General features: G+C 72.7%; 21 protein-coding genes. 14 read left to right on the forward strand and 7 right to left on the reverse strand.

Features of this window, described 5'->3' with window-relative positions:
• The first annotated feature begins 3 nt into the window (after nt 1-3).
• The 8 genes from ABRQ22_RS04210 (at nt 4) to ABRQ22_RS04245 (ending at nt 10997) form a co-directional block, all read left to right on the forward strand.
• Nucleotides 4-2064 (forward strand): DUF6541 family protein, encoded by a 2061-nt coding sequence (locus tag ABRQ22_RS04210; RefSeq protein ID WP_353708695.1) that lies wholly within the window; start codon nt 4-6, stop codon nt 2062-2064.
• Nucleotides 2065-2162: 98 nt separating this feature from the next.
• The gene (glf, locus tag ABRQ22_RS04215; RefSeq protein ID WP_353708696.1) at nt 2163-3350 is read left to right on the forward strand and encodes a UDP-galactopyranose mutase; all 1188 of its coding nucleotides are present in this window, start codon (nt 2163-2165) and stop codon (nt 3348-3350) included.
• A complete protein-coding gene (locus tag ABRQ22_RS04220; protein WP_253053185.1) occupies nt 3347-4210 on the forward strand; it encodes an ABC transporter permease in 864 nt (287 codons plus the stop codon). The genes glf and ABRQ22_RS04220 overlap by 4 nt, the downstream gene beginning before the upstream one ends.
• A gap of 11 nt (nt 4211-4221) precedes the next feature.
• A complete protein-coding gene (locus ABRQ22_RS04225) occupies nt 4222-4968 on the forward strand; it encodes an ABC transporter ATP-binding protein (protein WP_253053187.1) in 747 nt (248 codons plus the stop codon).
• On the forward strand, nt 4965-6635 hold the full coding sequence (locus tag ABRQ22_RS04230) for a glycosyltransferase (RefSeq protein WP_253053189.1): 1671 nt from the start codon (nt 4965-4967) through the stop codon (nt 6633-6635). Before ABRQ22_RS04225 ends, ABRQ22_RS04230 begins: the two co-directional genes overlap by 4 nt.
• Nucleotides 6635-7531 carry a glycosyltransferase family 2 protein gene (locus ABRQ22_RS04235; protein ID WP_253053191.1) on the forward strand — a complete coding sequence of 299 codons (897 nt, stop codon included), beginning with the start codon at nt 6635-6637 and terminating at the stop codon, nt 7529-7531. The genes ABRQ22_RS04230 and ABRQ22_RS04235 overlap by 1 nt, the downstream gene beginning before the upstream one ends.
• Nucleotides 7528-8778 (forward strand): acyltransferase, encoded by a 1251-nt coding sequence (locus tag ABRQ22_RS04240; RefSeq protein WP_253053193.1) that lies wholly within the window; start codon nt 7528-7530, stop codon nt 8776-8778. The genes ABRQ22_RS04235 and ABRQ22_RS04240 overlap by 4 nt, the downstream gene beginning before the upstream one ends.
• Nucleotides 8775-10997 (forward strand): hypothetical protein, encoded by a 2223-nt coding sequence (locus ABRQ22_RS04245; protein WP_353708697.1) that lies wholly within the window; start codon nt 8775-8777, stop codon nt 10995-10997. The genes ABRQ22_RS04240 and ABRQ22_RS04245 overlap by 4 nt, the downstream gene beginning before the upstream one ends.
• Before the next feature lie 10 nt (nt 10998-11007).
• Here ABRQ22_RS04245 and ABRQ22_RS04250 read toward each other — a convergent pair whose 3' ends face one another.
• Together ABRQ22_RS04250 and ABRQ22_RS04255 are read right to left on the reverse strand one after the other, a co-directional pair.
• Nucleotides 11008-11847 (reverse strand): glycosyltransferase family A protein, encoded by an 840-nt coding sequence (locus tag ABRQ22_RS04250; protein ID WP_253053197.1) that lies wholly within the window; start codon nt 11845-11847, stop codon nt 11008-11010.
• On the reverse strand, nt 11844-12410 hold the full coding sequence (locus tag ABRQ22_RS04255; RefSeq protein WP_253053199.1) for a GtrA family protein: 567 nt from the start codon (nt 12408-12410) through the stop codon (nt 11844-11846). Before ABRQ22_RS04255 ends, ABRQ22_RS04250 begins: the two co-directional genes overlap by 4 nt.
• A gap of 83 nt (nt 12411-12493) precedes the next feature.
• On the opposite strand from ABRQ22_RS04255, the gene ABRQ22_RS04260 reads away from it, so the two are divergent.
• The 3 genes from ABRQ22_RS04260 to rfbB all read left to right on the forward strand — a co-directional run bounded on the left by ABRQ22_RS04260 (nt 12494) and on the right by rfbB (nt 15515).
• Nucleotides 12494-13498: a glycosyltransferase gene (locus tag ABRQ22_RS04260; protein ID WP_253053201.1), complete on the forward strand. Its 1005-nt coding sequence runs from the start codon at nt 12494-12496 to the stop codon at nt 13496-13498.
• Nucleotides 13495-14454 (forward strand): NAD-dependent epimerase/dehydratase family protein, encoded by a 960-nt coding sequence (locus tag ABRQ22_RS04265; RefSeq protein WP_253053203.1) that lies wholly within the window; start codon nt 13495-13497, stop codon nt 14452-14454. The genes ABRQ22_RS04260 and ABRQ22_RS04265 overlap by 4 nt, the downstream gene beginning before the upstream one ends.
• Nucleotides 14455-14519: 65 nt before the next feature.
• Nucleotides 14520-15515: a dTDP-glucose 4,6-dehydratase gene (gene rfbB / locus ABRQ22_RS04270; RefSeq protein ID WP_253053205.1), complete on the forward strand. Its 996-nt coding sequence runs from the start codon at nt 14520-14522 to the stop codon at nt 15513-15515.
• Between the two features lie 34 nt (nt 15516-15549).
• Here the strand turns inward: rfbB and rfbC are convergent, their stop codons facing one another.
• A complete protein-coding gene (rfbC, locus tag ABRQ22_RS04275) occupies nt 15550-16176 on the reverse strand; it encodes a dTDP-4-dehydrorhamnose 3,5-epimerase (protein ID WP_353708698.1) in 627 nt (208 codons plus the stop codon).
• A gap of 2 nt (nt 16177-16178) precedes the next feature.
• Nucleotides 16179-17690, reverse strand: coding sequence for a DUF2142 domain-containing protein (locus tag ABRQ22_RS04280; RefSeq protein ID WP_353708699.1), 1512 nt, complete (start codon nt 17688-17690; stop codon nt 16179-16181).
• A 73-nt stretch (nt 17691-17763) separates the two neighbouring features.
• Here ABRQ22_RS04280 and rfbD point away from each other — a divergent pair, with 73 nt between their 5' ends.
• Nucleotides 17764-18612: a dTDP-4-dehydrorhamnose reductase gene (rfbD, locus tag ABRQ22_RS04285; protein WP_353708700.1), complete on the forward strand. Its 849-nt coding sequence runs from the start codon at nt 17764-17766 to the stop codon at nt 18610-18612.
• Between the two features lie 28 nt (nt 18613-18640).
• On the opposite strand, the gene rfbA is transcribed toward rfbD, so the two are convergent.
• The 3 genes from rfbA to ABRQ22_RS04300 all read right to left on the reverse strand — a co-directional run bounded on the left by rfbA (nt 18641) and on the right by ABRQ22_RS04300 (nt 21107).
• On the reverse strand, nt 18641-19504 hold the full coding sequence (gene rfbA / locus ABRQ22_RS04290) for a glucose-1-phosphate thymidylyltransferase RfbA (RefSeq protein ID WP_353708701.1): 864 nt from the start codon (nt 19502-19504) through the stop codon (nt 18641-18643).
• A 45-nt stretch (nt 19505-19549) separates the two neighbouring features.
• Nucleotides 19550-20218: a class I SAM-dependent methyltransferase gene (locus tag ABRQ22_RS04295; protein WP_353708702.1), complete on the reverse strand. Its 669-nt coding sequence runs from the start codon at nt 20216-20218 to the stop codon at nt 19550-19552.
• An 85-nt stretch (nt 20219-20303) separates the two neighbouring features.
• A complete protein-coding gene (locus ABRQ22_RS04300; protein ID WP_353708703.1) occupies nt 20304-21107 on the reverse strand; it encodes a TIGR03089 family protein in 804 nt (267 codons plus the stop codon).
• A 179-nt stretch (nt 21108-21286) separates the two neighbouring features.
• On the opposite strand from ABRQ22_RS04300, the gene ABRQ22_RS04305 reads away from it, so the two are divergent.
• Together ABRQ22_RS04305 and ABRQ22_RS04310 are read left to right on the forward strand one after the other, a co-directional pair.
• Entirely contained in the window at nt 21287-21616 is a 330-nt protein-coding gene (locus ABRQ22_RS04305) for a WhiB family transcriptional regulator (protein ID WP_275892227.1), read from the forward strand.
• Between the two features lie 133 nt (nt 21617-21749).
• Nucleotides 21750-25115 (forward strand): glycosyltransferase, encoded by a 3366-nt coding sequence (locus ABRQ22_RS04310; RefSeq protein ID WP_353708704.1) that lies wholly within the window; start codon nt 21750-21752, stop codon nt 25113-25115.
• Nucleotides 25116-25118 lie beyond the last annotated feature (3 nt).

A 25118-nucleotide genomic window follows, 5' to 3' on the forward strand; every position in this document is an offset into this window, starting at 1 on the left:
GCGATGGCCGAGTGGCTCGCGACGTGGCCCGTCGCCGTCGCATCCCTGCTCGTCCTGTTCCTGCCGGGCGTCCTGCCCGCGTACGCGCTGGGGCTCCGCGGCCTCGTCGCGTGGGGCTCGGCGCCCCTGCTCGGCGGCGGCGTGATCGGGATCGTCGCGGTCGTCGCGGGTGCCGCCGGGGTGCCGTGGGGGATGTGGCCGGTCGTCGCCGGGAGCGTCGTGCTCGCCGCCGTCGCGCTCCTGCTCCGGCGGGCGTGCGGCCCGTGGACGCCCCGCGTCCGCGGCGCCCACCCGTCGCGACGCCTGCTCGCGGCGGTGGTGCTCGTGACGAGCGTGACGGCGGTCGTGCTCCAGGTGCGGCGCACGCTCGTCGCGGTCGGGGGACCGGATCGCGTGGCCCAGACCTTCGACACCCCGTTCCACCTGAACTCGGTCGCCCTCGTCCTCGATCGAGGCGACGCGTCCTCGCTCCACATGAACCTGACCGTCCCGGACACCCCGACGGCGTTCTATCCCGGTCTGTGGCACGGGATCGTCTCCCTGGTGGTCCAGCTCACCGGTACGGACATCGCCGTCGCGGCGAACTGGGTCTCGGTCCTCGTCGGCTCGGTCGTCTGGGTCGCGGGACTGCTCGCCCTCGCCCGGACGATCCTGGGCACGTCGCCCGTGCTGCTCGGCCTGGTCGCGCCGCTGTCCTTCGCGTTCACGCAGTACCCGAACCGGCTGTTCTCGTTCGGCCTGCTGTACCCGAACTTCCTCTCCTACGCGGTGCTGCCCGCAGCCCTCGCGCTGTGCGTCCTGGCGCTGGTCCGCAGGACGGGTCCCCGCCGCCTGCCGCCCGCGGCAGGTGCCCTGCTCGGCATGGTCACCCTCGTGCTCGCCCAGCCGAACGGGCTGTTCGCGCTGTGGTACGTCGTCGTCCCGGTGGTCGTGACGGCCCTCGTCCAGACGACGGGGCGGTTGCGGCGCCGTGGCCGGGGCCCGGTGGTCGCGGCGCTCCCGGCGGTGCTGACGGTGGTGGGTGCGGGGATCGGCTACTGGGCTCTGGGACGGGTGTCGATGATCGACCAGTTCCGCGAGAAGAGCTCCTGGGAGGTGACGGCGTCGTGGCGGCACGCGGCGCGCGAGGTCCTCGACCTGACGGCGATGCACCCGTCGACCACGCCGAACTTCCCCGAGCCGGAGAACCTCGCGGCGGGGGTCCCCAACCTGGTCGTGGCGGGTCTCGTCGTCCTCGGTGCCGTGGTGTGCCTGACCGTCGCGCGCTGGCGGTGGCTGCCCTTCTCCTACGGGATCGTCGCGGTCCTCTACGTCGTCGTCCGCGGCGTCGACAGCCCGCTGCGCCCCCTGCTCACGGGGTACTGGTACGCGGACCCGCAGCGCATCTCGGCGCTCCTGCCGCTGCTCGGCGTGCCGCTGGCGGTCGTCGGTGCGGGCTGGGCGGTGACCGCGCTGCTCCGCCTCGCGCGGGTGCCGACCGGCCCGTTCGCGCTGCACCCGGACGGACGGCGCGCGGCGCTCGTCGTCGCTGCCGTCACCGTGGTCCTCGCGGTCGCCGTGTCGGTCCTGCTCCCGCGCACCGCCACGATGCGCGAGTCCTTCGCCTACGTGTCCCACGTGTACCGGGTCGACCCGTCCGCCGAGGGGTCCGCCGGGCTGCTCGACGCGGACGAGATCGAGATCCTGGAGACGGTGGCCGAGGTCGTCCCGGAAGGCGTGGCCGTCGTGGGCAACCCGTGGGACGGAAGCTCGCTGACGTGGGCGCTCGCGGGGCGCGAGTCGGTCTTCCCGCACACCGGGATCCGGCTCGACGAGGACCGGCTCCTCGTCGCGGGCCACCTGCGCGACGCCCTCACCGACCCGAGCGTCTGCGAGGCCGTCGAGGACCTCGACGTCGGGTACGTCATGCGCGGCGGTCGGCTGCTGTGGGGGACTCCCCCGGCGGGGTTCGAGGGTCTCGACGGCCTCGTCGAGGCCGGTGTCGGCGAGCTCGTCGCCCAGGAGGGCGACGCCCGTCTCTACCGCATCACCGCGTGCGGGCTCGAGGACGACGGCGGCTCGTGAAGGTCCTGTGGCGGCTCTGCGGGGCCGACCACGCCGTCCGTCCGGCACCTGCCGAACGGCTACGCTAGTGCGGCTGTCTTCCAAGACTAGGAGTATGTGTGGACGCGGATCTTGTCGTCGTGGGCTCGGGGTTCTTCGGCCTGACGGTCGCTGAGCGGATCGCCGAGGAGTACGGCCGGAAGGTCCTCGTGATCGACCGACGGCCGCACATCGGGGGCAACGCCTTCAGCGAGGCGGAGCAGACGACGGGGATCGAGGTGCACCGCTACGGCGCCCACCTGTTCCACACGTCCAACGAGCGCGTCTGGGAGTACGTGAACCGCTTCACGGCGTTCACGAGCTACGTGCACCGCGTGTACACCACGCACCGCGGCGAGGTGTTCCCGATGCCGATCAACCTGGGCACGATCAACCAGTTCTTCCGCTCTGCGCACGGCCCCGACGCGGCGCGCGCTCTCGTCAAGGAGCTCTCCGCGGAGCTGGGCGGCAAGAGGCCGGCGAACCTCGACGAGCAGGGCGTCTCCCTCATCGGACGGCCCCTCTACGAGGCGTTCATCCGTGAGTACACCGCGAAGCAGTGGCAGACGGACCCGCGCGACCTGCCCGCGTCGATCATCTCGCGGCTGCCCGTGCGCTACACGTACGACAACCGGTACTTCAACGACACGCACGAGGGCCTGCCCGTCGACGGCTACACGGCCTGGCTGGAGCGGATGGCCGACCACCCGAACATCGAGGTCCGCCTCGGCGTCGACTTCTTCGACGCGACGCAGCCGGTCAACAAGGAGAACGTCGTCGGCAACGTCCCCGTGGTCTACACGGGGCCCGTGGACCGCTACTTCGACTACGCCGAGGGCGACCTGTCGTGGCGCACGCTCGACTTCGAGGAGGAGGTGCTCCCCGTCGGCGACTTCCAGGGCACCTCCGTCATGAACTACGCGGACGCGGACGTCCCGTACACCCGGATCCACGAGTTCCGGCACTTCCACCCCGAGCGCGACTACCCGACGGACAAGACCGTCATCATGCGCGAGTTCTCGCGGTTCGCGCAGCGCGAGGACGAGCCGTACTACCCGGTGAACACGGCCGCCGACCGTGAGCGCCTCCTGCGGTACCGCGACCTCGCCGCCGCGGAGCGCGACGTCCTGTTCGGGGGGCGTCTCGGCACCTACAAGTACCTCGACATGCACATGGCCATCGGCGCTGCCCTGTCGATGGTGGACAACAAGCTCGCGCCGCACTTCGGTGGCGGCGCCGCGATCCAGAGCGGAGGAGTCGAAGAGTGACCGTCGCCCCCCAGGAGGCGTTCGTCGAGCCCGGCAAGGGAGCCGGGCTGCTCGACGTCCTCCGCCGCCGATTCCTCGCGCGCCTGCTGGTGCGCAAGGAGCTCCGGGTGCGGTACCGAGGATCCTTCCTCGGCCTGCTCTGGTCGTACGTGAAGCCCGCCGTCCAGTTCGTCGTCTTCTACTTCGCCGTGGGCGTGTTCCTGCGGATGAACGAGAACGTCGAGGACTTCGCCGTCTACCTGTTCTCCGGCGTCGTCGCCGTCAACTTCTTCAGCGAGGCGTTCGGCAACGCGACCCGCTCGATCGTGGGCAACGCCGCCCTGGTCAAGAAGATCTACCTGCCGCGCGAGCTCTTCCCCGTCGCGTCGGTCTGGGTCGCCGTCGTGCACTTCCTGCCGCAGCTCGTCGTGCTGATCCTCGGTGCGCTGATCGCGGGGTGGCAGCCGTCGCTGTTCGAGCTCGGTGCGGGCGTGCTCGGGATCGTCATCATCGCCGTCCTCTCGCTCGGTCTCGGACTGCTCTTCGGGGCGCTGAACGTGCTGTTCCGCGACGCCGAGAACATCGTGGACCTGATGCTCATGGTCGCCACGTGGCTCTCGCCCGTGCTGTACCAGTGGCAGAACGTCAGGGACGCCATCGGGGACGGCGTCCTGTGGTGGATCTACCAGGCGAACCCCATGACCGCCGCGGTCGAGCTGTTCCACCTGTGCTTCTGGTTCCCCGGGACCGACCGGACGGGTGCCATGCCTCCGGGCCTCCTGTGGTCGACGATCTCCGCGGTCGTCCTCTCGTTCCTCGTCCTCCTCGCCGGGCAGGTCGTCTTCCGGCGACTCGACGGCCGATTCGCCCAGGAGCTCTGACGTTGTCCACCATGGTCGAGACACAGCAGGCACGGATCGTCGTGGCCGGGATCGGCAAGCGGTTCGTCCTGCAGCACACCCACACGCTGAAGGACCGTGTCGTGCGCGCCATCGTCCGTCGCGGCGAGAAGCAGTCGTCCGACTTCGTCGCGCTGCACGACGTGAGCTTCGAGGTCGACGACGGCGAGGCGGTCGCGCTGCTCGGTCTCAACGGCTCCGGGAAGAGCACGCTGCTCAAGCTCATCTCGGGCGTGATGCGGGCCGACTCCGGCCGGGTCGGGGTCCGGGGGAAGATCGCCGGCCTCATCGAGGTCGGAGCCGGGTTCCACCCCGACCTGACGGGGCGGGAGAACGTCTACCTCAACGGCGCGATCCTCGGCATGACCGAGGCGGAGATCGACTCGAAGTTCGACGCGATCGTCGCCTTCAGCGAGATCGAGTCGTTCATCGACACCGAGGTCAAGTTCTACTCCTCCGGCATGTTCCTGCGGCTCGCGTTCGCCGTCGCCGTGCACACTGATCCCGACGTGTTCCTCGTCGACGAGATCCTGGCGGTCGGCGACGAGCCCTTCCAGAAGAAGTGCTTGGCGAGGATCCGCGAGCTCAAGGCGAGCGGCAAGGCGCTCGTGATCGTGAGCCACGACCTCAACATGATCGAGCAGCTGTGCGACCGGGCGATCCTGCTCGAGCACGGGCACGTCGTCAGCGACGGGCCGGTCGGAGACGCGATCGCCCACCTGCGAGGAGGAAACGGATGAGTGGACCCGACGTGAGCGAGACGCAGGGCGTGGAGGTGGAGATCGCTGCCGCGCTGACGCGTCGACTAGGGGGACGCGTCGCACGGGTCAGCCTGACCGAGACGGGACGGGGGATCGCGCAGCGGCTGGGGGCCGCGTGGTTCGACGCTGCGGTCCGCAGCCTCGCCCTGGCTCACCCCGGGGCTCCGCTCGAGCTCCTCGTCGTCTCGAGCGAGCACGAGCCCTTCCCCGCCCCGATCGACGTGGACCCAGCCGTCGCCGGCGGCCGCTTCGCCGAGGGCGACGCGGTCGGACGGGTCTCGGTCGAGGGTGAGCCCGGACGCCAGGACGCGGTCGGCCGTACTCTCGTGGTCCCGACGACGACGCTCCTCGACGAGGCGGGCGAGTTCCACTTCCTCCAGCCCGACTCGCTCAAGCGTCGGGTCGTCGGTGGCGTGTACAAGAAGATCTACGAGAAGGCGCCGCTCCTTCTCGACGAGTGGCGTCAGGGGCGCAACACCCGTGTCGAGCACCGGCGTTCGGTCCTCCGCCCCCAGGTCGAGCACCTCTCCACCGCCGGCGGCTCCCCGCTGACGACGGGGGAGGAGCCGGTGGCGTGGATCGCGATGCACTGGTTCGAGTCCGGCGGGGCCGAGTCCTGGGCCGTGCAGTCCGCCGAGCTCGCCGCGGCCGCCGGCTACCGGGTCGTGGTGACCGCGGACGTGGCCGCTCCGCAGCGCCAGCTCGACAGGATGCTCGAGATCACCGACGACGTCTTCGTCGCGGCGAACGCCCTCGCCGAGGAGGACTGGGGCGCGTTCCTCACCGCCCTCGTCCGCACGTACCGGCCGACGCTGCTGCACGTGCACCATTCGCGCCGGGCGTACGCGTTCCTGCCCGAGCTCCGTCACGTGGCGCCGTCCGTGCAGGTGCTGGACAGCACCCACATCGTCGAGCACCGCACGGGTGGGTTCGTCCGTCAGAGCATCGAGCTCTCCGACCTGATCGACGAGCACCACGTGATCTCGCCGGAGCTCCGAGACCTCTATCTGCTCGACTCCGAGGTCGACCGGCGCAAGCTCGTCTACCGGCCCCTGACCTCCGGTGTCTCGCCCGTCCCCGCGGTACGACCCCGGTCGGGCGGCCCGCTGCGGATCGGGTACCTCGGGCGCCTGGCGCCGCAGAAGCGGCCGTTCCTCTACGTCGCGCTCGCCGCACGGCTGCACGCGAAGGCACCCGCCGACTTCTCGTTCGTCATGCAGGGCAGCGGAGTGCTCGGCGCCATGACGAGCGACCGCATCCGCAAGGAGGGTCTCGAGGGCGTCATCGAGCGGCGCCCCTGGGGGCCCGTCGGCGACTTCATGGACGACGTGGACGTGCTCGTGATCTCGAGCGACAACGAGGGACTGACGCTCACGTCCCTCGAGGCGGAGGAGCACGGCGTCCTCGTGCTGTCCGCGGACGTCGGGAGCCAGCGGACCGTCGTCGCCCCGATGCTCCTCGTCCCCCGCGCGCCCCGTGGCTTCCTCAGCGGTGCGACGCAGGCTCTCGTACGCCTGGCCGGAGACCCGGACGCCTACGAGCGCGCACGACGTGAGCAGACCCAGCTCATCCAGGCACTGCACGAGGTCGAGCCGGCCAGCGCGTTCCTCGCGCGACGGCTCGAGGAACTGAAGGAGAAGAACTGATGCGCGTCGCCGCTGTCGTCGTGACCTACAACCGTCGAGCGCTGCTCGAGCAGACGCTCGACGCGCTCGAGGCGCAGGACCGGCTGCCCGATCGCCTGGTGATCATCGACAACGCCTCGGACGACGGCACGGCCGAGTTCCTCTCGTCGCGCGAGTTCTCCGTCCCGGCCACCGTGCGCCGGCTCCCGGAGAACACCGGGGGCGCCGGGGGCTTCGCGACCGGGACCGAGCTCGCGTACGAGCTCGGGTACGACGCGATGTGGCTCATGGACGACGACACCGTCCCGCAGGTCGAGGCGCTCGGCGAGCTCGTCTCCGGGCTCGACCGCGCCACGGAGACGCTCGGGTACCTGCCGAGCTTCGCCTGCAGCATGGTCCTGTGGAAGGACGGCTCCCTCTGCGAGATGAACACCCCGGAGCCGACGTGGGACTTCGCGCGCCCGCTGGCCATGGGTGCCGACTTCACCCTGATGAAGTCGTGCTCGTTCGTCTCGGTCCTCATCACGCGAGAGGCCGTGCACGCGGTCGGCCTGCCGAGCGCGAACTTCTTCATCTGGTACGACGACGCGGAGTACACCCAGCGCCTGGCGAAGTACCGCCCGGGGATCTTCCTCCCGTCGTCGAAGGTCAACCACCTCCTCCCGCAGAACCGCGGGGTCAACTTCGGCGACGTCAACGACGGCAACATCTGGAAGTTCGAGTACGGGGTCCGCAACCAGATCGCGTCCGCCCGTGCCTTCCGCAGCCCGACGCTCGCGGCGTCGCTCGTCGAGAACATGACGAAGCAGCTCACCCGGTCGAGCGTGCCGTGGCGGCTGCGCCTGCGGCTGGTCAAGGCGGCCGCGAAGGGCGTGGTGTTCCGTCCCGAGATCGAGAAGCCGAGAACGACGCGATGACGAACGGCGCGGCGGCGTCCGCCTCTCCGGGGGCGGACGTCCCGACGACGGAGATCGGGCACGTCCGTGCCCTCACCGGCGTGCGGATCGTCGCGGCGGTCTGGGTCGTCGTCTTCCACATCCGGGGAAACCTCTACAGCGAGTTCCCCGGGACGGAGTCCTGGGCGGGGCCGCTGCTGTCGCACGGCGAGCTCGGCGTCGACCTGTTCTTCACGCTCAGCGGGTTCGTGCTGGCGCTCAACTACTCGGCCCGGATGGGTCGCTCGATGCAGCGGGTGTCGACGGCGCGGTTCTACTGGGCGCGGATCGCCCGCGTGTGGCCGGTGTTCTTCGTGACGCTCCTGGCGGCGGGTCTCTGGCACGGGCTGATCATGCGTGTCAGCACCGACCCGGTCCCGCCCCGGGACTTCACGGTGCCGAGCTTCCTGCGCCAGAGCTTCCTCGTCGCGCTCTGGACGGAGGGCGACACCGACCGCCTGATGTGGAACGGCCCGGCCTGGTCCGTCTCCGCCGAGGCCTTCGCCTACGCGCTCTTCCCGATCATGGCGCTCCTGTTCCTCCGGCTCGGTCGCTCGCTCCGGGCGACCAGCCTCTTCGTGCTCGCGTTCGTCGCACTCGTCCCGTTGCTGGTCTTCGTCGTCGCGTACGGCACCATGTACTACCCCTGGGCCTGGATGCTCCGCATCCTGTGCTGCTTCGTCGCGGGCGCCCTGGTCTACGAGGGCGTGCGACAGCTTCGGCTCACCACCCGCTCGCGCGCCGTCGCGAGCCACGCCGCGCTCGGCGTGATCCTGCTGATCCTGGCCTGGCTGTACGGGGTCGACGCTGTCGGCCACCCGGAGCTCGCGCCGCTCGTGACGCCGCTGTTCGTCCTTCTCGTCGGTCTCCTGGCGATCGGCGACCGGCACGTCGTCACGCTCCTCGGCACCCGCTGGTTCGTGATCGGCGGGGCAGCCTCGTACAGCGTCTACATGGTGCACATGCTCCTCATCGAGCCGGTGTGGTGGGCACAGGGCCGGTTCGCGTGGATGGCGCCCGGGACGCTCGGGTCGAAGATCGCGTTCGTGCTGCTGCCGTTCGCCGCGCTCGCCGTGGGCTACGCGCTCTGGCGCTGGTTCGAGGAGCCTGCGCGGCTGGCGATCAAGCGCATGTCGTCGTCCGGGAGGACGCCGCCGCCGGGCCAGGTCGAGCGACCACGCCCGTCCGTCGGCGTACCCACGACGGCGCCCGAGGAGCGGGTCGGATGAGCGCCGGGACCGAGACACCGCGGACGACGTCCGCCGCTGGTACCGGCGCGGCCGCCGCCTCACCGCGGGCAGGGCGGGCCGTCGAGGTCGCGTGGGCGGCCTCGGGGGCGCTCGTCGTGATGCTGCTCGCCCTGGTCCCGCTCGTGCGAGCGCCTCGTTACTACTTCAACGACGACACGCAGATCGGCGCGTACGGGATCTGGTTCCGCATCGGCGAGCTCTTGCGCGAGGGCGGGTTCTCGTTCCTCGAGACGGACACCTGGGCGGCCGGGAACTACTTCGTCGAGGGGCAGTGGGGGCTGCTGAACCCCGTCGTGCTCCTGATCGGTCTTCTGGCGTCCTACGCTCCGGACGCCGTCGTGTTCTCGACCGCGGTGAAGGCGGTCGTGATGGGCGTCGCAGCCGTCGGTGCGTACGGCCTGGTCCGCGACTTCGGGGGGCACCGCCACTGGGCGCTCCTCGCGGGCATCGGCTTCCCGCTGGCGGGGTTCACCTTCTACATGGACGCGACCACCTGGGTGACGGGACTGTTCACCTCGGCGGGCATCCCGTGGTTCTGGTGGATGGCGCGCCGCGCGGCCCGCGGTCGCAACCCGGTCGGGATGCTCGTCGCCGGGTATCTCGTCGTGACGGTCGGCTACGTCCACGGCACGATCGCGCTGGTCTTCGTCATCTGTGCCGTGCTGGTCGACGCGATGATCGCGGGCCAGCGGCGGGGCGCTCTCGTCGTCCTCGGCGCGAGCGTCCTGCTCGGGCTCGTCGCCGTGGCGGTCTACCTCCCCGGCGTCCTCTCCGCCGACGTCACGGTGCGCCAGGGAAGCTCGATCCTCAACGACGGCTTCCTCGTCGCCGACCTCAACGGACTTCTTGCCTCCGCGATCTCGACGGCGAGACCGGAGGTCTCGGCCTGGTGGGGCGCGTTCGCCGTCGTCCCGATGCTCTACATCTCCTGGGCGCTCCCGCTCGTCGCGTTCGTCGACGTCCGCAAGATCGTCCGCGACGCTCGGGACCTCGTGGGGATCGGGCTGTTCCTCCTCGTCATGGTCCTGTGGGTCGTCGGGCCGAGCTATGCCGGCCCGCTCCGCATCCCGGTGCGGATGATGCCGTACGTCTCGCTCGCGGCGCTCGTCCTGCTCGCGGTCGTGCTCAGCCGCGCGCTCGTCGCGCGCGTGACCCTCGCGCGGGGCGCGGTCTTCGTCGCCCTCGTCCTGATCGGCGCCTACCTGGCGTTCGTCCAGGTGCCCGGGTGGGGCAGGCCGCTCGCCGTCGCGGTGGCCGTCCTGCTCGTGGTCGGCGCGACGTACTTCGTCCTCCTCCGGACCACCTCCGGGCGGCGCGCACTGCCGCTCGCGCTCGTGGCAGTCCTGGCGACCTCGGCGAACGTCGTGGTGCAGCACCGCTACCAGCCGGACCCACCGCTCGCCGACTTCGGCATGCCGTCGGCCGTGGCCGACTACCAGCGCCAGCTCGAGGGGGTCGAGGAGAACGTGTTCGTCGTGGGCGCCCCGACGCAGGCCCCGGGCCCGGAGGTCTGGGAGGAGACGCTGCTCGCGAACACCTGGTACCTCAATCCGGCTCCGGTGCAGAACGTCTACACGCCCGTGGGGTTCGCGGCGTACTCGGAGACCCTGTGCGTGAGCAACCGGGGGGAGTCGTGCGCCGGCTCGCTCGACGCGCTGTTCGCGGAGGTGGAGGGGACGTCGTCCCCGCTCGTCGACCTCATGGGGATCGGCAACGTCCAGCTCGTCCTGTCGGCGTTCCCGGACGGTGTTCCCACGCCGCCCGCGGGCTGGCACGTCGCGACGACCGGGCACTCGACCGAGCTGTGGACCCGGGACGTCGCGGTGCCCGGACCCGGCCACGTGACCTACGCCTCCGACGGGGTCGAGGTGGTGGAGGAGTCGGTGAGCGACGACGTGACGACGCTCCGCGTGACGGACGTGCCCGAGTCCGGCGGGACGATCGTCCTCAGCCGGATGGCCTGGCCCGGGTACCGCGTCGCCGGCGGTGAGCTGGCGGCACCGACGGGAGACTTCCTCCTCACGGTCGAGCTCGACGGCGACAGCGTCGGCGAGACGGTCGAGGTGTCGTTCCGGCCGCCGGGGTGGACGCTGGAGCTCGGTGGCCTGGTCGTGGCGCTGCTGGGCGCGGTGGGGCTCTGCGCGTTCCAGGGGTTCCGGAGCCGACGGAGCACGACCCCCGCCGGCACCGAGGTGTGAGCGCGGCGGGTCAGTCTCGAGGGCGCATCCGGCGCCCGAGGACGACGTACGCCGCCCGGCGCTGCAGAGCGACGACCTTCGCCAGACGGTCACCGCGGCGCACGTCCTGCTCGGTGATCGTGGCGGGCGCCAGCTCACGCGCCAGGCGGTGGAACTCCGCGGCCTCCTCCGCCTGCTGCCGCATCAGGCGGACGGACCACTGGCTCGCGCTGACGCGGAACGACGCGAGGGACTCGCGCAGTGCGACGACCCGTCCCTGGACCATGACGTGGGCGTACGAGCCGGCGTCGATGTAGTACCGCAGGTCCTGCCACCACCCCGCGCGTCGCAGGGCGTCGGTGCGCATGAGCACGCACGCGGGCTCGCCGAAGAGGTTCGTGCCGGAGCGCACGGTGGCCCGCAGCGCCTCGGCGCCGTCCACGACGCCGTCGAGGTCGCCCAGGCCCCGCGCACGGACGAAGACGTCTCCGCGCGCGTCGACGAGGTCTCGCTGCGACGCCACGAGCACGGCCTCCGGACCTGCCGCGTCGATCGCCGCGACCTGGCGGGCGAGCATGGTGGGGTGCACGAGGTCGTCCCCGCAGACGAGCTTGATGAGCTCACCCCGGGCGAGCTCGCTCACCCGGTTCCAGTTCCTCCGGGCTCCGCCGCCCGCGTCCGTCTGCACGAGCCGCACCCGGGGGTCTTCCGCGAACGCCTGGAGCTGCTCCCACGTGTCGTCGGTGGACGAGTGGTCCGCCACGACGAGCTCGAAGTCGTCGAAGGTCTGGTCCAGCACGGAGCGCATCGTCGCGGCGATGTAGTCGCCGTTGTTGTACGCGGGCACGACGACCGAGACGCGAGGGCTCACGTGGGGGCGTCCTTTCTGCTGTGGCTGTCGGCGGCACCGGTGTCGGCGACGTCGGGGGGCGTGGCCGCCGGCTTCTTGCGTCGGAACGAGAAGCCCTTGTGGCCGAAGTAGCTGATGAGCGCGGTGACGCAGGTGATGAGGAGCTGGGCGGGGATCGGCGCGAGCCCGAAGAGCTCGACGACGAACGGCAGGGCGACGAGGTTGACCCCGAGCGCGCTGAGGTTCACCACCTCGAAGCGAGCCAGGTCGAGCCAGACGTGCCCCGTCACCCGGAAGACGAACTTGCGGTAGAGCACGAACGCGCAGAGCACGGCCGCGACGTGCGCGCAGACGAGGCTCGCCATGTAGCCGAACCGGCCGAGCTGGTCGCGCAGGAGCATCTCGAAGACGACGAACCACGCGGTGCCGATGACGGTGTTGAGGCCGCCCACGATGAGGAACGCGACCCGCTGGTCCTTGACGAGGGTGAAGAGGGGGCCGAGCGACCCGTGCATCCCTGCGGGAGGGGCCGGGGTCGGCGATCCGGGGGCGTCCGTCGTCGGGGGCTCCGGGTCCATGACCATCGGGCGGGGTACCTCTTCTCGGAGCTCGTGGGCGCACCCGAGGGCGGACGGGCTGCGACGACCCAACGACTATAGTCTCCAGCGTGACGAACGAAGACCTCGACGGCGTCCTTCACAAGATCTCCGTCGTCGTTCCCGTGTACCAGGGTGAGCGCACGCTCCCGGCACTCCTCGAGGAGATCGAGAGGCTCTGCGTCCCGTTCGCGACACCGGCGGGGGCGCAGGCCCAGGTCACCGAGGTCCTGCTCGTCTTCGATCACGGACCCGACGGTTCCGCCGCGGTCATCCGCGACCTCGCCGCGAAGTACGACGTCGTCCGACCCGTCTGGCTGAGCCGCAACTTCGGGCAGCATGCCGCGACCCTCGCCGGGATGGCCTCCTCGGGCGGCGACTGGATCGTCACGCTGGACGAGGACGGCCAGCACGACCCCGCGGACATGGGCGTGCTGCTGGACGCGGCGCTCGCGCAGCGGGCGACCGTCGTCTACGCGGCGCCGACCAACGCCCCTCCGCACTCCGCGTTCCGCAACGTGACGTCCAAGGCGGCGAAGCGCGTGATCGAGGCGCTCGCGGGGGGTACCGACACGTCGCTCTACCAGAGCTATCGGCTCGTTCTCGGTGAGATCGGTCGGTCCGTGGCCGCGTACGCGGGCCCCAGCGTCTATCTCGACGTCGCGCTCGGCTGGGTCGCGGGAACCGTCACCACGGCCCCCGTCGCGCTCCGTGACGAGGGCGAGCGTCGGTCCGGGTACTCGCTGCGGCGCCTCCTGTCGCACTTCTGGCGGATGGTGCTCTCGAGCGGTACCCGGGGGCTGCGGATCGTGAGCGTGCTCGGCGCGGTGTTCGGCGTCGCGGGCGTGGTGGTCGCGGTCGCGCTCGCGATCGCCCGTATCGCGGGCGAGTCCGTCCCTGCCGGATGGACGTCGCTCATCGTCGTGATGCTGCTGGCGACCGGTCTCATCCTGTTCGCGATCGGTGTGGTCGCGGAGTACATCGGGGTGGCCGTCAACATGGCGATGGGCAGGCCGCTCTATCTCATCGTGAGCGACCCCGCGCAGGGCCCGCTCGGACGCGCACGCGATCGATGAACCGTGCGGGGGGCGCGACGACCCTGGTCGTGGGCGCGGGGGGCCTGCTCGGCCGGGCCGTGACGCGCGAGCTCGACCGCCGCGGGACGTCGTCCGTCCGGGCGCGGGTGCGGTGGGGCGTGCGTGCCGACGCCGTCGAGGACCTCGGGCGCGCGGTCGACGAGCTCCTCCGGACGGCGGGAGACGGCCCCTGGGCCGTGGTCTGGGCCGCGGGGGCAGGGGTCACCGCGTCGACGGCCGACGCGCTCGGTGCCGAGCTCGACGTCATCCGCGACGTGGTCTCCCGGCTGCGGGCGCTGCCGACCGATGTCGCGGCACGGGGTGCGCTCCTCTTCGCCTCGTCGGCCGGCGGCCTCTACGCCGGGAGCGACGACCCACCCTTCACCGAGGAGACCGCGCCGCGGCCGCTGGCGGAGTACGGGCGTGCCAAGCTCGACGCGGAGGACGCCTTCCGTACGCTCGGCGGGGCGGGCACGCGCGTGGTGCTGGCACGCATCGCGAACATCTACGGTCCGGGGCAGAACCTGGCGAAACCCCAAGGGCTCATCTCCCAGCTCTGCCTGGCGCACCACACGGCGCGCCCGATCGGGATCTACGTCCCGCTGGACACGCTGCGCGACTATCTCTTCGTCGACGACTGCGCGGCGATGGTCCTCGACACGCTCGACCGCGCGGCCACCCTCCCGCCGGGGAGCGAACCCGTGGTGAAGATCCTCGCGTCGCAGCAGTCGGTCTCGATCGCGACCCTGCTCGGCGAGATGCGCCGCATCTACAAGCGACGCCCCCAGGCGGTGCTGGCGGCGTCGCCGTTCACCTCTCGTCAGGCGCTCGACCTGCGGTTCCGGTCCCGCGTGTGGCCCGAGCTGGACCACCGCGCGTTCGTGCCGCTCCCGGTGGGCATCGCCGCGACGGGAGCCGACATCGGCCTCGCGCTGCGGTCACGGACGCGAGGCTGAGACCGGGGGACCGGTCGTCTAGAGTGGTCGGTCGGCCGCACGACGACTTGGCAGGAGCAGCGCACATGAAGATGCTGGTGACCGGCGGAGCCGGTTTCATCGGGTCCAACTTCGTCCACCAGAGCGTCCGGGAGCGCCCGGACGTCCAGATCACCGTCCTGGACGCGCTCACCTACGCGGGCGACCGCTCGTCGCTCGATCCTGTGGCGGACCGGGTCCGCCTGGTGCAGGGCGACATCGCGGACACCGACGTGGTGGACCCGCTGGTCGCCGAGCACGACCTGGTCGTGCACTTCGCCGCCGAGTCCCACAACGACAACTCGCTCAACGACCCGTCGCCCTTCGTACGGACCAACGTCGTCGGGACCTTCACGCTGCTCGAGGCCGTCCGTCGGCACGGGGTGCGCTTCCACCACATCTCGACGGACGAGGTGTACGGCGACCTCGAGCTCGACGACCCGGCGAAGTTCACACCGACGACCCCGTACAACCCCTCGAGCCCGTACTCCTCCACGAAGGCGGCGAGCGACCTGCTCGTGCGGGCGTGGGTCCGGTCCTTCGGGGTCGAGGCGACGCTCTCGAACTGCTCCAACAACTACGGCCCGTACCAGCACGTGGAGAAGTTCATCCCGCGCCAGGTGACCAACCTCATCGACGGGGTGCGCCCCCGGCTCTACGGGGCCGGGCTGAACGTGCGTGACTGGATCCACGTCGAGGACCACAACAGCGCCGTGTGGCGGATCATCGACGCGGGCCGGATCGGGGAGACGTACCTGATCGGTGCCGACGGGGAGACGAGCAACCTCGACGTGGTGCGGACGCTGCTCGAGATCTTCGGGCGGCCCTCCGACGACTTCGACCACGTGGCCGACCGCCCCGGGCACGACCTGCGGTACGCGATCGACGCCTCGCGGCTCCGGGAGGAGCTCGGCTGGGAGCCGCGCTACACCGACTTCCGGGACGGCCTCGTCGCGACGGTCGACTGGTACCGGGAGAACGAGTCGTGGTGGCGCCCGGCGAAGGCCGGCGTCGAGGCGACCTACGCCGCGTCCGGGCAGTAGGACGGCAGCTCGCGGTCGGCGGGCGCCCGGGCGCTCAGGCGCCCGTGCCCCGTCGGTCGGCGAGGAAGGACCGCACGGCTTCCCAGGTGGGCAGCAGACCCTGCGCGTGCGCCTCCTCGAACGTCGGGGCCTGGGAGTCCTTGTCCGAGAGCCGCGGGGTGAGCGCACGGCCACGGCGGTCCGTCGTCGGCCACTCGATCGCGAGACCCGGGTCCAACGGGTGGATCCCGTGCTCTCTGCCCGGCGCGTAGGGTGCCGAGCAGAGGTAGGCGACGGTCGAGCCGTCCTCGAGCGAGCAGAACGCGTGCCCGAGGCCCTCGCTCAGGTAGACGGCGCGGCGGTCGACGTCGTCGAGCAGCACCGAGTCCCAGCGGCCGAAGGTCGGCGAGCCGACGCGGATGTCCACCACGACGTCCAGCACCGCGCCGCTCACGCAGGTCACGTACTTGGCCTGGCTCGGCGGGACGTCGGCGAAGTGCACCCCCCGGACGACCCCGGCGGCGGAGACCGACAGGTTCGCCTGCCGGAGGTCGAGGTCGTGTCCGACCGTCGCAGCGAACTCGCTGCCCTGGAACCACTCGAGGAACACGCCTCGGTCGTCGCCGAACTGGCGCGGCGTGAGCTCCCATGCGCCGGGGATGTCGAGCTCTCGGATCTTCACGGTCATCTCTCCGTCGGTCGGGGTCGGGGCTCGTCGTCCGTCGCTCGTTCGCCGGTGGGAACGGCTCTGCCCAGCCGCTCCGCGAGGAGGAAGACGCCGAGCGCGGCGAGCGATCCGGTGACGAGCACGGTCAGCGGGGTCGGGGCGAGGACGTCCCACCACCAGCGGGGGTCGCCGTCGAGGTTCGCCACCGGCGTCTCGATGCCGACGGTGAACCTCCGGATCGTGGTGAACAGTGCGACGGCCGCAGCGAGCGCCAGCGCCACCGCTCCGGTGACGCCTTGTGCCCGGGTCCACTCGACCTTGCCGCGGGCGGTCGCCACGGTGAGGACGCCGACGAGCAGGACGAGCACGGGCAGGAGGTAGCGAGGCTGGACGAACGAGCCGGGGAGCACCCCCGACTGCTGGTGCAGGAGCGTCGGCATGCCCCACAGCGCGCCGAGGGCGACGACCGCCGCGACCAGGGTCCGGGGCGTGGCCTTGCCGAGGCCGAGGAACACGGCGGCGGAGAGGACGGCCCAGACGAGGACGGGGACGAGGGCCGGGAGGGGGACGTCGAACCAGCCGAGGCCCCACCCGCCGACGGCTCCGATCCACAGGTCCGGGACCTCGAGCACGGTGCGGAAGGTGTCCCACACGCCGAGCGGCGGTCCTCCGGGCCCGTCGCTGAAGCCGCCGCTCACCTGACCGCCCTGCGTCGAGCTCAGGTAGAAGAGCGCGCCGACCGCCGCGATGACGGCGCCCGCCACGGCCGGGACGACGAGGCGGCGGTCGCGGCGGAGAGAGAGGATCGCGACGATGCCGACGGCGAGGCACGCGTAGACGCCCGCGTCGCCTCGTGCCCCCGCGCCGAGGAAGCCGGCGAGCACGGCGAGCAGGGCCAGCCCGATCTGGCGGCGGCCCTCGACGAGCGTGCTCGCGTAGAGCGCGAGCCACGTCACGCCCGCCGCGAGGTACGCCCACGAGCTGGGGTTGGTCGACGGGACGACGAACAACCCGAGCGGGACCGCCGTGACGGCGAACGGCAGGACGGCGCTGCGCCGGAGCGGCCGCGGGACCAGGGCGGCCACCCCGGTGACGAGCCCGACGAAGAGGAGCGCGTTGAACCCCCGCATGAGCAGGACGGACGTCTCGACGTCGGTCGACGCGAACGCCGACATCGTCGCGTAGAAGACCGGGGGATAGAGGTGCACCGTGTTGACGCGGTCCGTCTCGACGAGCTCGGTCGAGTCGGACCAGCAGGACGCGTCGCGAGCGGCGTCCCGGGCGTAGCAAGGCTCGCCCGCGACCGCTGCCGGGACGAGTCGCGTGAGCTCCTCGGAGCCCTGCTCGCACAGGCCGTCCCGCTCGCCGAGCCCGCACCAGATCGACGGGAGGTGGAAGTCGTCGTCGGGGCTCGAGCCGACCGGCGTGGCGAATCCCCATGCGAGGAGGGCGACCAGGGCGAGGAGGGGGAGCGCGACCCAGGTGGTCGTCCGGCGGGCGCGGGAAGGTCCGCCGATCTCAGGGGTCATGGTTGGTCATCCTACGAGACCGGGGCCTCCACTACGCTCGTCTGGTCATCGCCCACAGGATCGGAGGTCGCTCGTGCACTGGTTGGTCACGGGAGGGACGGGCATGCTCGGCACGGACCTCGCGGGTCGGCTCGCCGAGCGGGGGGAGCAGGTGTGGGCTCCGTCGTCCCGGGAGCTCGACGTGCTGGACGCCCGGAGCGTGGAGGACGCGGTCGCCGCGGTCGACGTCGTCGTCAACTGCGCCGCGTGGACGGACGTCGACGGCGCGGAGCAGCACGAGTCCGACGCTTTCGCCGTGAACGCCCTCGGTGCCGGCGTCCTCGCGCGAGCGTGCGCCCGTGCCGGGCGCCGCCTCGTCCACATCTCGACCGACTACGTCTTCGCGGGCACGGCCGACGCGCCCTACCGCGTCGACGACGCGCCGACGCCCGTGTCCGCGTACGGGCGGACGAAGCTCGCGGGCGAGTGGGCGGTCCTTGCGGCGTCTCCGGCGAACCTGGTGGTGCGCACGGCGTGGCTCTACGGCGCGCGGGGCGCCTGCTTCCCCCGGACCATCGCCCGGCTCCTGCGCGAGCGCGGTGGGGTCGACGTCGTGGCCGACCAGGTCGGCCAGCCCACCTGGACGCGGGACGTGGCCGAGGCCGTCGACCGCCTCGTGGTGACCGGCGCCCCCGGCGGCGTGTACCACGCGACGGCGAGCGGCGCGTGCTCCTGGTTCGAGTTCGCGCGCGCGGTCGCGGTCGCCGCCGGCCACGACCCCGAGAGCGTGCGGCCGACGACCAGCGAGGCGTTCGTGCGTCCGGCGCCGCGTCCTGCGTACTCGGTGCTCGACCACGCGCCCCTGGCGGCGGTCGGGGTGCCCGTGATCGCCCAGTGGGAGGAGCGGTGGCGGACGGCCGCCGCCGAGGTCCTCGCGGGCTGACGGTCGGCGCAGCCGCCGACCGTCGTCGTCAGGGTGCGAGGAGGCCGAGCAGATAGCTCCCGTAGCCGGACTTCACGAGCTTCTCGGCGCGGGTGCGCAGCTCGTCGTCGGTGAGGAAGCCCCGGCGCCACGCGACCTCCTCGGGCGAACCGACCTTCAGGCCCTGCCGGTTCTCGATCGTACGGACGAAGTCCGACGCCTCGAGGAGGGAGTCGAAGGTCCCGGTGTCGAGCCAGGCCGTGCCGCGGGGCAGCACCTCGACGTGGAGCCGCCCCTGGCGGAGGTACTCCGCGTTGACGTCGGTGATCTCGTACTCGCCCCGGGCCGACGGCTCGAGGTCGCGGGCGATCGCCACGACGTCGTTGTCGTAGAAGTACAGTCCGGGCACCGCGTAGCTCGAGCGTGGGTGCTGCGGCTTCTCCTCGAGCGAGAGGGCCTTGCCGTCCTCGTCGAACTCGACGACACCGTAGGCGGTCGGGTCGGAGACCCGGTAGGCGAACACCGCGCCGCCGTCGAGGCCCTCGAACCGCGAGAGGCGCGTACCGAGGCCCGGGCCGTAGAAGATGTTGTCGCCCAGGACGAGCGCCGCGGAGTCCGACCCGATGAAGTCCGCACCGAGGACGAACGCCTGCGCGAGCCCGTTGGGCTCCGCCTGGACGGTGTACGAGATGGAGATGCCGAACTGCGAGCCGTCGCCCAGCAGCCGACGGAACTGCTCGGCGTCGTGCGGGGTCGTGATGACGAGGACGTCGCGGATGCCCGCGAGGATCAGGGTCGACAGGGGGTAGTAGATCATCGGCTTGTCGTAGACCGGCACGAGCTGCTTGCTCACACCGAGCGTGATCGGGTGCAGTCGCGTGCCGGAGCCGCCGGCCAGGATGATTCCACGCATGGGCGCCATCCTCCCACGCGCGCGATCTCGACGGGCTCGTCTCGCTCAGGCCGGCACGTGCCCGTGCACGACGAACTCGTTGTAGATGAAGTACCGGCCCGTCCAACGAGGGAACGGGAAGGACCGCGACCCGTCCACGACGACACCGAGCGCGTCGAGCGCCTGCGCGATCCTCCGGTCGTCGACGAAGTCGGTGTGGGTGGGGTCCGACGCGAAACCGCGCTCCTGGGGGCACACCACGAGCACCCGGGCGCCCGCCGCGAGCCGCTCGACGTACGGGCGCAGCATCTCGACCTGGCTGCCCTGCTCGACGTGCTCGAGCACGTGCGAGACGAGGAGGGCGTCGAAGGGCGGGAGCCGCCCGTCGGCGCTCGCGTCCAGGAAGCCCTCGGGGGTGAGTGCGTCCATCCCGAGGCTCCGGCAGAAGGCGACCGACGCGGGGTTGTGGTCCACCCCGAGGCTGCCCGGGGAGAGGTGGCGGAGGTTGCGCCCGATGCCGCACCCCAGGTCGAGCGTCCGGCGCGCCCCCAGGTGGTGTCGGACGATCCACCGGTACGGGGCCTGCACGTGCAGGATCCGCTTCCAGCGGGCGCCCTGGAGCTCGCGCAGACGACGCGTGTACTCGGCGTCCTCCGTGCTCGCGGCGCGTGCCGTGGCGTCGCCCGGCCCGCTGGGCACGGGGTCTGCGGCCGGCTGGTCGTCGGGTCGGGTCACGGGCACCTCGCTCGGGGTCGCACCTGTCCTCGATCCGCCCACGATAGCCGCGCGGTCTCTCCGAGGGGAGACACCACCAAGGCGGTCAGGCCGGCGTCACCTGCTCCTGGGCGAGGAGCCGACGAAACCGCTCGGGGTCGGAGCCCAGAGCCGTCGCGGTGGCGGGGGAGACGAGGACGACGGACCCGTCGGCAGCCCAGGTCGCGAGCACCCGGCGCAGGATCGAGGCCGTCGCCGGGTCCCCGTTGTCCCCGTCCCCGGAGGGCGACGTCGGGGACAGGAGCTGCCGACCGCCGGCGGCCCGGTCGACCAGGTGCGCGTGGTCCCACGACGAGGGGGGTGCGGAGAGCGCCTCGAGCCCGGGCTCGACCGCGGGCGCCCAGCCGATCCGGTCGCCGTAGGTCATGACCGCGGACGCGGCGTCGGTCGCCCCCGCCGGGAGGTCGCCGTCGAACCGGCGGGCGAGCGCCGGCAGCGTGACGGCGACGAGCTCGGCGCGCGTCCCGGTCCAGCGGTCGGGGCGCGTCGTCACGACGACGTCCGGTCGCGTGGTGCCGTCGTCCGGCATAGCGTCGTCCTCGACGGGCGCGAGCACGACCGTCGTTCCGACGCGCCATGCGGCGAGCGCCCAGACGACCGTGCGCCAATGGACCGGAAGGTCGAGAACGACCCGCGTGCCGGGGCCGGCGTCGAATTCTTCGACGAGAAGGTTGGTCGTCTTGTTGACCCAGTTCTCGAGCACCGCGCCGGAGAGCTCGACGCGCTCGCCGTCGTCGCCGTACCACGTGAGCCGCGGTCGGCCGGGGTCTCGCGTGAGGAGACGCAGCAGGTCAGCGACGTGCGTGGGGCGGTCGTCGCGCGGGGTCGGGGGATGGGGAGCGGTCACCATGGACACCACCCTAGAGCGCTGATATCGCGTCCCGACATGTCGGAATTTCACCCCTCGCCTCCTCGTCGCTATCACATTTCGGCTTGACGCCCGCGGACGACACGCGTGTAATTTCTTCAATGCAGTTTCCGGCGGGGTTCTCGCCACGAGGCCCGGCGAACGGCATGAAGGGGCGCACGATGTGGAACATGCTGGACGGGACGGGAGGGGCTTTCCCCTCCGACGCTGAACGAGAGGTGGAGCGCGTGGCACCGGTGCTGCCGCTCTTCGGCGAGCCGGTCGACGACTCGCTCATGGGTTGGCAGGAGCGGGCGCTCTGCGCCCAGACGGACCCGGAGGCCTTCTTCCCGGAGAAGGGCGGGTCCACGCGCGAGGCCAAGAAGGTCTGCACGGGCTGCGAGGTCCGCGCGGAGTGCCTGGAGTACGCGCTCGAGAACGACGAGCGGTTCGGCATCTGGGGCGGCCTCTCGGAGCGGGAGCGCCGCAAGCTCAAGCGCCGCGTCGTCTGACGACGAGCGTCGCCCGGTCCGGATCGGCCGCGTGCCGCACCGGGCCGCCTCGTGACGGGGTCACGACACCCCGCCACACCGGGGCGCGCAAATGCCGCGCCCGGAGCCGTGTCCGTCGCATGATCGACGGGACATGACTTCCTCCGACCTCACCACGTCCGCGCGCAGCGCCCGCCCCGGCGACGTCACGCCGGGGGCGGCCGCGCGTGCCGCTGCGGTGCCGGGCGTCGTCGCGGCACCCGAGATCGTCGCTGCCGTCACCGGGGCGCTGCCCGTCGTCACGACCGTCACCGCAGTCGTCGTCACGCGCGGGAGCACGCCGTTCCTCGCGCAGACGATGGCCGCCCTGCGCGCCCAGACGACGAGCCCGCACGCGGTCGTCGTGGTCGACGCCGCCACCGGTGACGCGACGCGCGAGCACCAGGGGCTCCAGCTCGGCGACGCGCGGTTCGTCGCTGCTCCGCGCGCCCGCTCGTTCGGGGACGCGGTCGACGCCGCGCTCGCGCACGTCGAACCGGGCACGTGGCTCTGGCTGCTCCACGACGACTCGGCGCCGGCTCCCGACGCGCTCGCCGAGCTCCTGCGCGCGGTCGAGCACTCGACCGCGGTCGCGGTGGCGGGACCCAAGCAGGAGCGGTGGACGGTCGGCACGGGAGCCGAGCCCGCCGCGCCGTTCGAGCCGGGCACGGCGAGCCGCCTCGTCGAGGTCGGCGTCACGACGACGCCGCTGGGGCGCCGCATGACCGGGATCGACGACGACGAGATCGACCAGGGCCAGCACGACGCGCGCGACGACGTGCTCGCCGTCGGGCTCGCGGGCGCGCTCGTGCGCCGCACGGTGTGGCTCGAGCTCGGCGGGACCGACCCCGAGTACGGCCCGTTCGGCGACGGTCTCGACCTCTGCCGCCGGGCACGGCTCGCCGGGCACCGCGTGATCGTCGTGCCGTCCGCGGTGGTGCGGCACGCCCAGGCGTCGCTGCTCGGCCTGCGGGACCGGCGGCGCGGGGCGACCACGCTCCCCGCGCCGGACCCCGGCTCGTCCTCCGCCGCGCGGCGCCGGTCGCAGCTGCACGCGCGACTCGTCGGGGTCGCGGCACCGTGGCTCCCGTTCGTCGCGCTGGCCATGGTGCTCGGCGCGCCGTTCCACGCCGCGTACCGGTTGCTCGTCAAGCAGCCCGGCCACGCCCGGGACGAGCTGCTCGCCCCGCTGTGGGCGCTCGCCCGGGTAGGGCCCGTGTGGCGCGCGCGGCGCGCGGCCCGACGGACCCGCAGGCTCCCGCGCGGGGCACTGCGCCCGTTGCGCGGCACGTGGCGCGAGGTGCTCGCCGAGCGGCGCGACCGCCGTCTGGCGCGAGCGGAGCAGCGGCGCACGGCGTGGGCCCCGACCGACATCGAGCGGCGCGAGCTGCGCGCGCTCGCGCTGCGGCGACGGGCGGGGCTCGCGGCGACGGCCGTCGCCCTCGTGGCGTACACCGCGCTCGTGTTCGGCCCGCTGGCAGGGGCGCTGCTCGCCGGCGGGCGCCTCGTCGGCGGCTCGCTGCTGCCGGCGACGGGCACGCTCGGCGACGTCTGGCGTGCCGCGACGACCGGGTGGGTCTCTACCGGCCTCGGGGCGCCCGCCCCGGCCGACCCCTACGTCACGGCGCTCGTCCCCGCCTCGCTGCTCGCGGGCGGCGCGACCCAGACCGCCGTCAACCTGCTCGTGCCGGCATGCTTCGTCGCCGCGGGTCTGGGCGCGTGGTTCGCCGCGGGCGCCCTGGTCCGCTCGGTCCCGGCGCGCGCCTGGGCCACGCTCGTGTGGGTCGCCGCGCCGGCCCTGCTCGCCGCCGTGGGCGCGGGCCGGGTGGGCGCCGTGCTCGTGCACGCCACCCTGCCGTGGCTCGCGCTCGCGGTGGTCCGCGCGCTCGGGCTCCAGCGCGTCGACGCGGTTGCGCCGGCCGCGCCCGACGCCGCGCGTCCGGTTCCGCGGCGCGAGCCGGGGTCGCTCGCCGCGGCGGCGACCGCGGGCCTGCTCTTCGCCGTCGTCGTCGCCGGGTCGCCCGTCCTCCTCCCGGTCGGCGTGCTCGTGCTCGCGGTGGTCGCGGTCGGGGTACCCGCCCACCGTCGCTACCTGGCCCTCGTGCCCGTCCCGGCCCTCGTGCTGTTCGCACCGTTCCTCGTGCACGTGGCGAGGACCGCGGGCGACGGCGGGTGGCGCCTCCTGCTCGCCGACCCCGGTGCGCCCGTCGCGGCCGCGGCGGCGCCGCCGTGGCAGCTGCTCCTCGGTCTGCCGGTGTCGCCGGGCGCGTGGTTCGGGCTCGACGGCTCGGGCGCCGTCGACCTGCTCGCGCGGTGGGCGCCGTTCGCCGCCGGCGCGGTCGTCGTGGCGCTCGCCGCCGTGGCCGTGCTCCGCGGGCGCCGCCTCGCCGTCGGCGCGTGGTTCGTCGCGGCGATCGGCCTCGCGACGGCGATCCTCGCCGGCTCGACCGTCGTCGGGGCGGGGGCGTCGCCGGACGCCCCCGTGACGGGCTGGCCCGGCGCGGGCACCTCGCTCGCGCTCCTCGCGCTCCTCGGTGCCGCGCTCGTGGGTGCGCCCCGACTGCCCGACGGCGGCGCCCCGCCCTGGCGGTCCGGTGCCGTCGTCGCGCTCGGCCTCGTCGTCACGCTGCTCCCGCTGGGCACCGCGGCGTCGTGGACGGCGGGCGTCCTCGACCGGGACGACGCGCGGGTCGGCGACGTCCGCGCGACGACCCAGCCCGTCGTCCCGCCGGTCGGCCGCCAGATGCAGTCCTCCCCGCGCCAGGCCCGGGTGCTCAGCCTCGAGATCGGTCCGGGCGGCGTGGTCGAGTACGCGGCGCTGCGCTCCGACGGCCCCCAGGCCGTCGACTCCTCGGTCGTCGTCGAGGCGTGGCAGGCCGCGGACCCCGGCGCGACCGAGGGCGAGCTGCCCCGGGTGGTCGCCGACCTCGTCTCCGGCACGTCCGCCGACGTGAGCGACGGCCTCGGGCGCCTCGGCGTGGGCGCCGTGCTCCTGCCGGCGTCGGCGGAGCAGGACCAGGCGCGCGCGGAGCTCGTGGCGCGGCTCGACACGGTGCCCGGTCTCGAGCGCATGACGGAGGGGCAGTCGGGGCTGGTGTGGCGCGTGGCGCCCGACGGCCTCGACCCCGCCTACGCGCGGGTCGAGTCGTCCGCGGGGTCACAGCCGCTCGACGCCGACCGCCAGGCGCTGCGACCGGTCGACGCGGTCGTGCCGGCGGGGGCCGAGGACCGCGTGGTCGTGCTCGCGGAGGACGCCTCGTCCGGGTGGCGGGCGACGCTCGACGGCCGACCCCTGGAGGCCGTCGATCCGTCGACCACCGGCGGGCTCCAGGCGTTCGCCCTGGGAGGCGCGGACGGGCGGCTCGAGGTGTTCCACGCGGCCGACCACCGGTCGGGCTGGATGACGGCGGCAGGGATCACCCTGCTCGTGTACGTGCTGCTCGCGGTGCCGGTGCGGCGTCGTCGGGCGGGGACGAGGTAGCGC

It is taken from the genome of Cellulosimicrobium sp. ES-005 (genome assembly GCF_040448685.1).
Taxonomy (GTDB): Bacteria; Actinomycetota; Actinomycetes; order Actinomycetales; family Cellulomonadaceae; genus Cellulosimicrobium; species Cellulosimicrobium cellulans_G.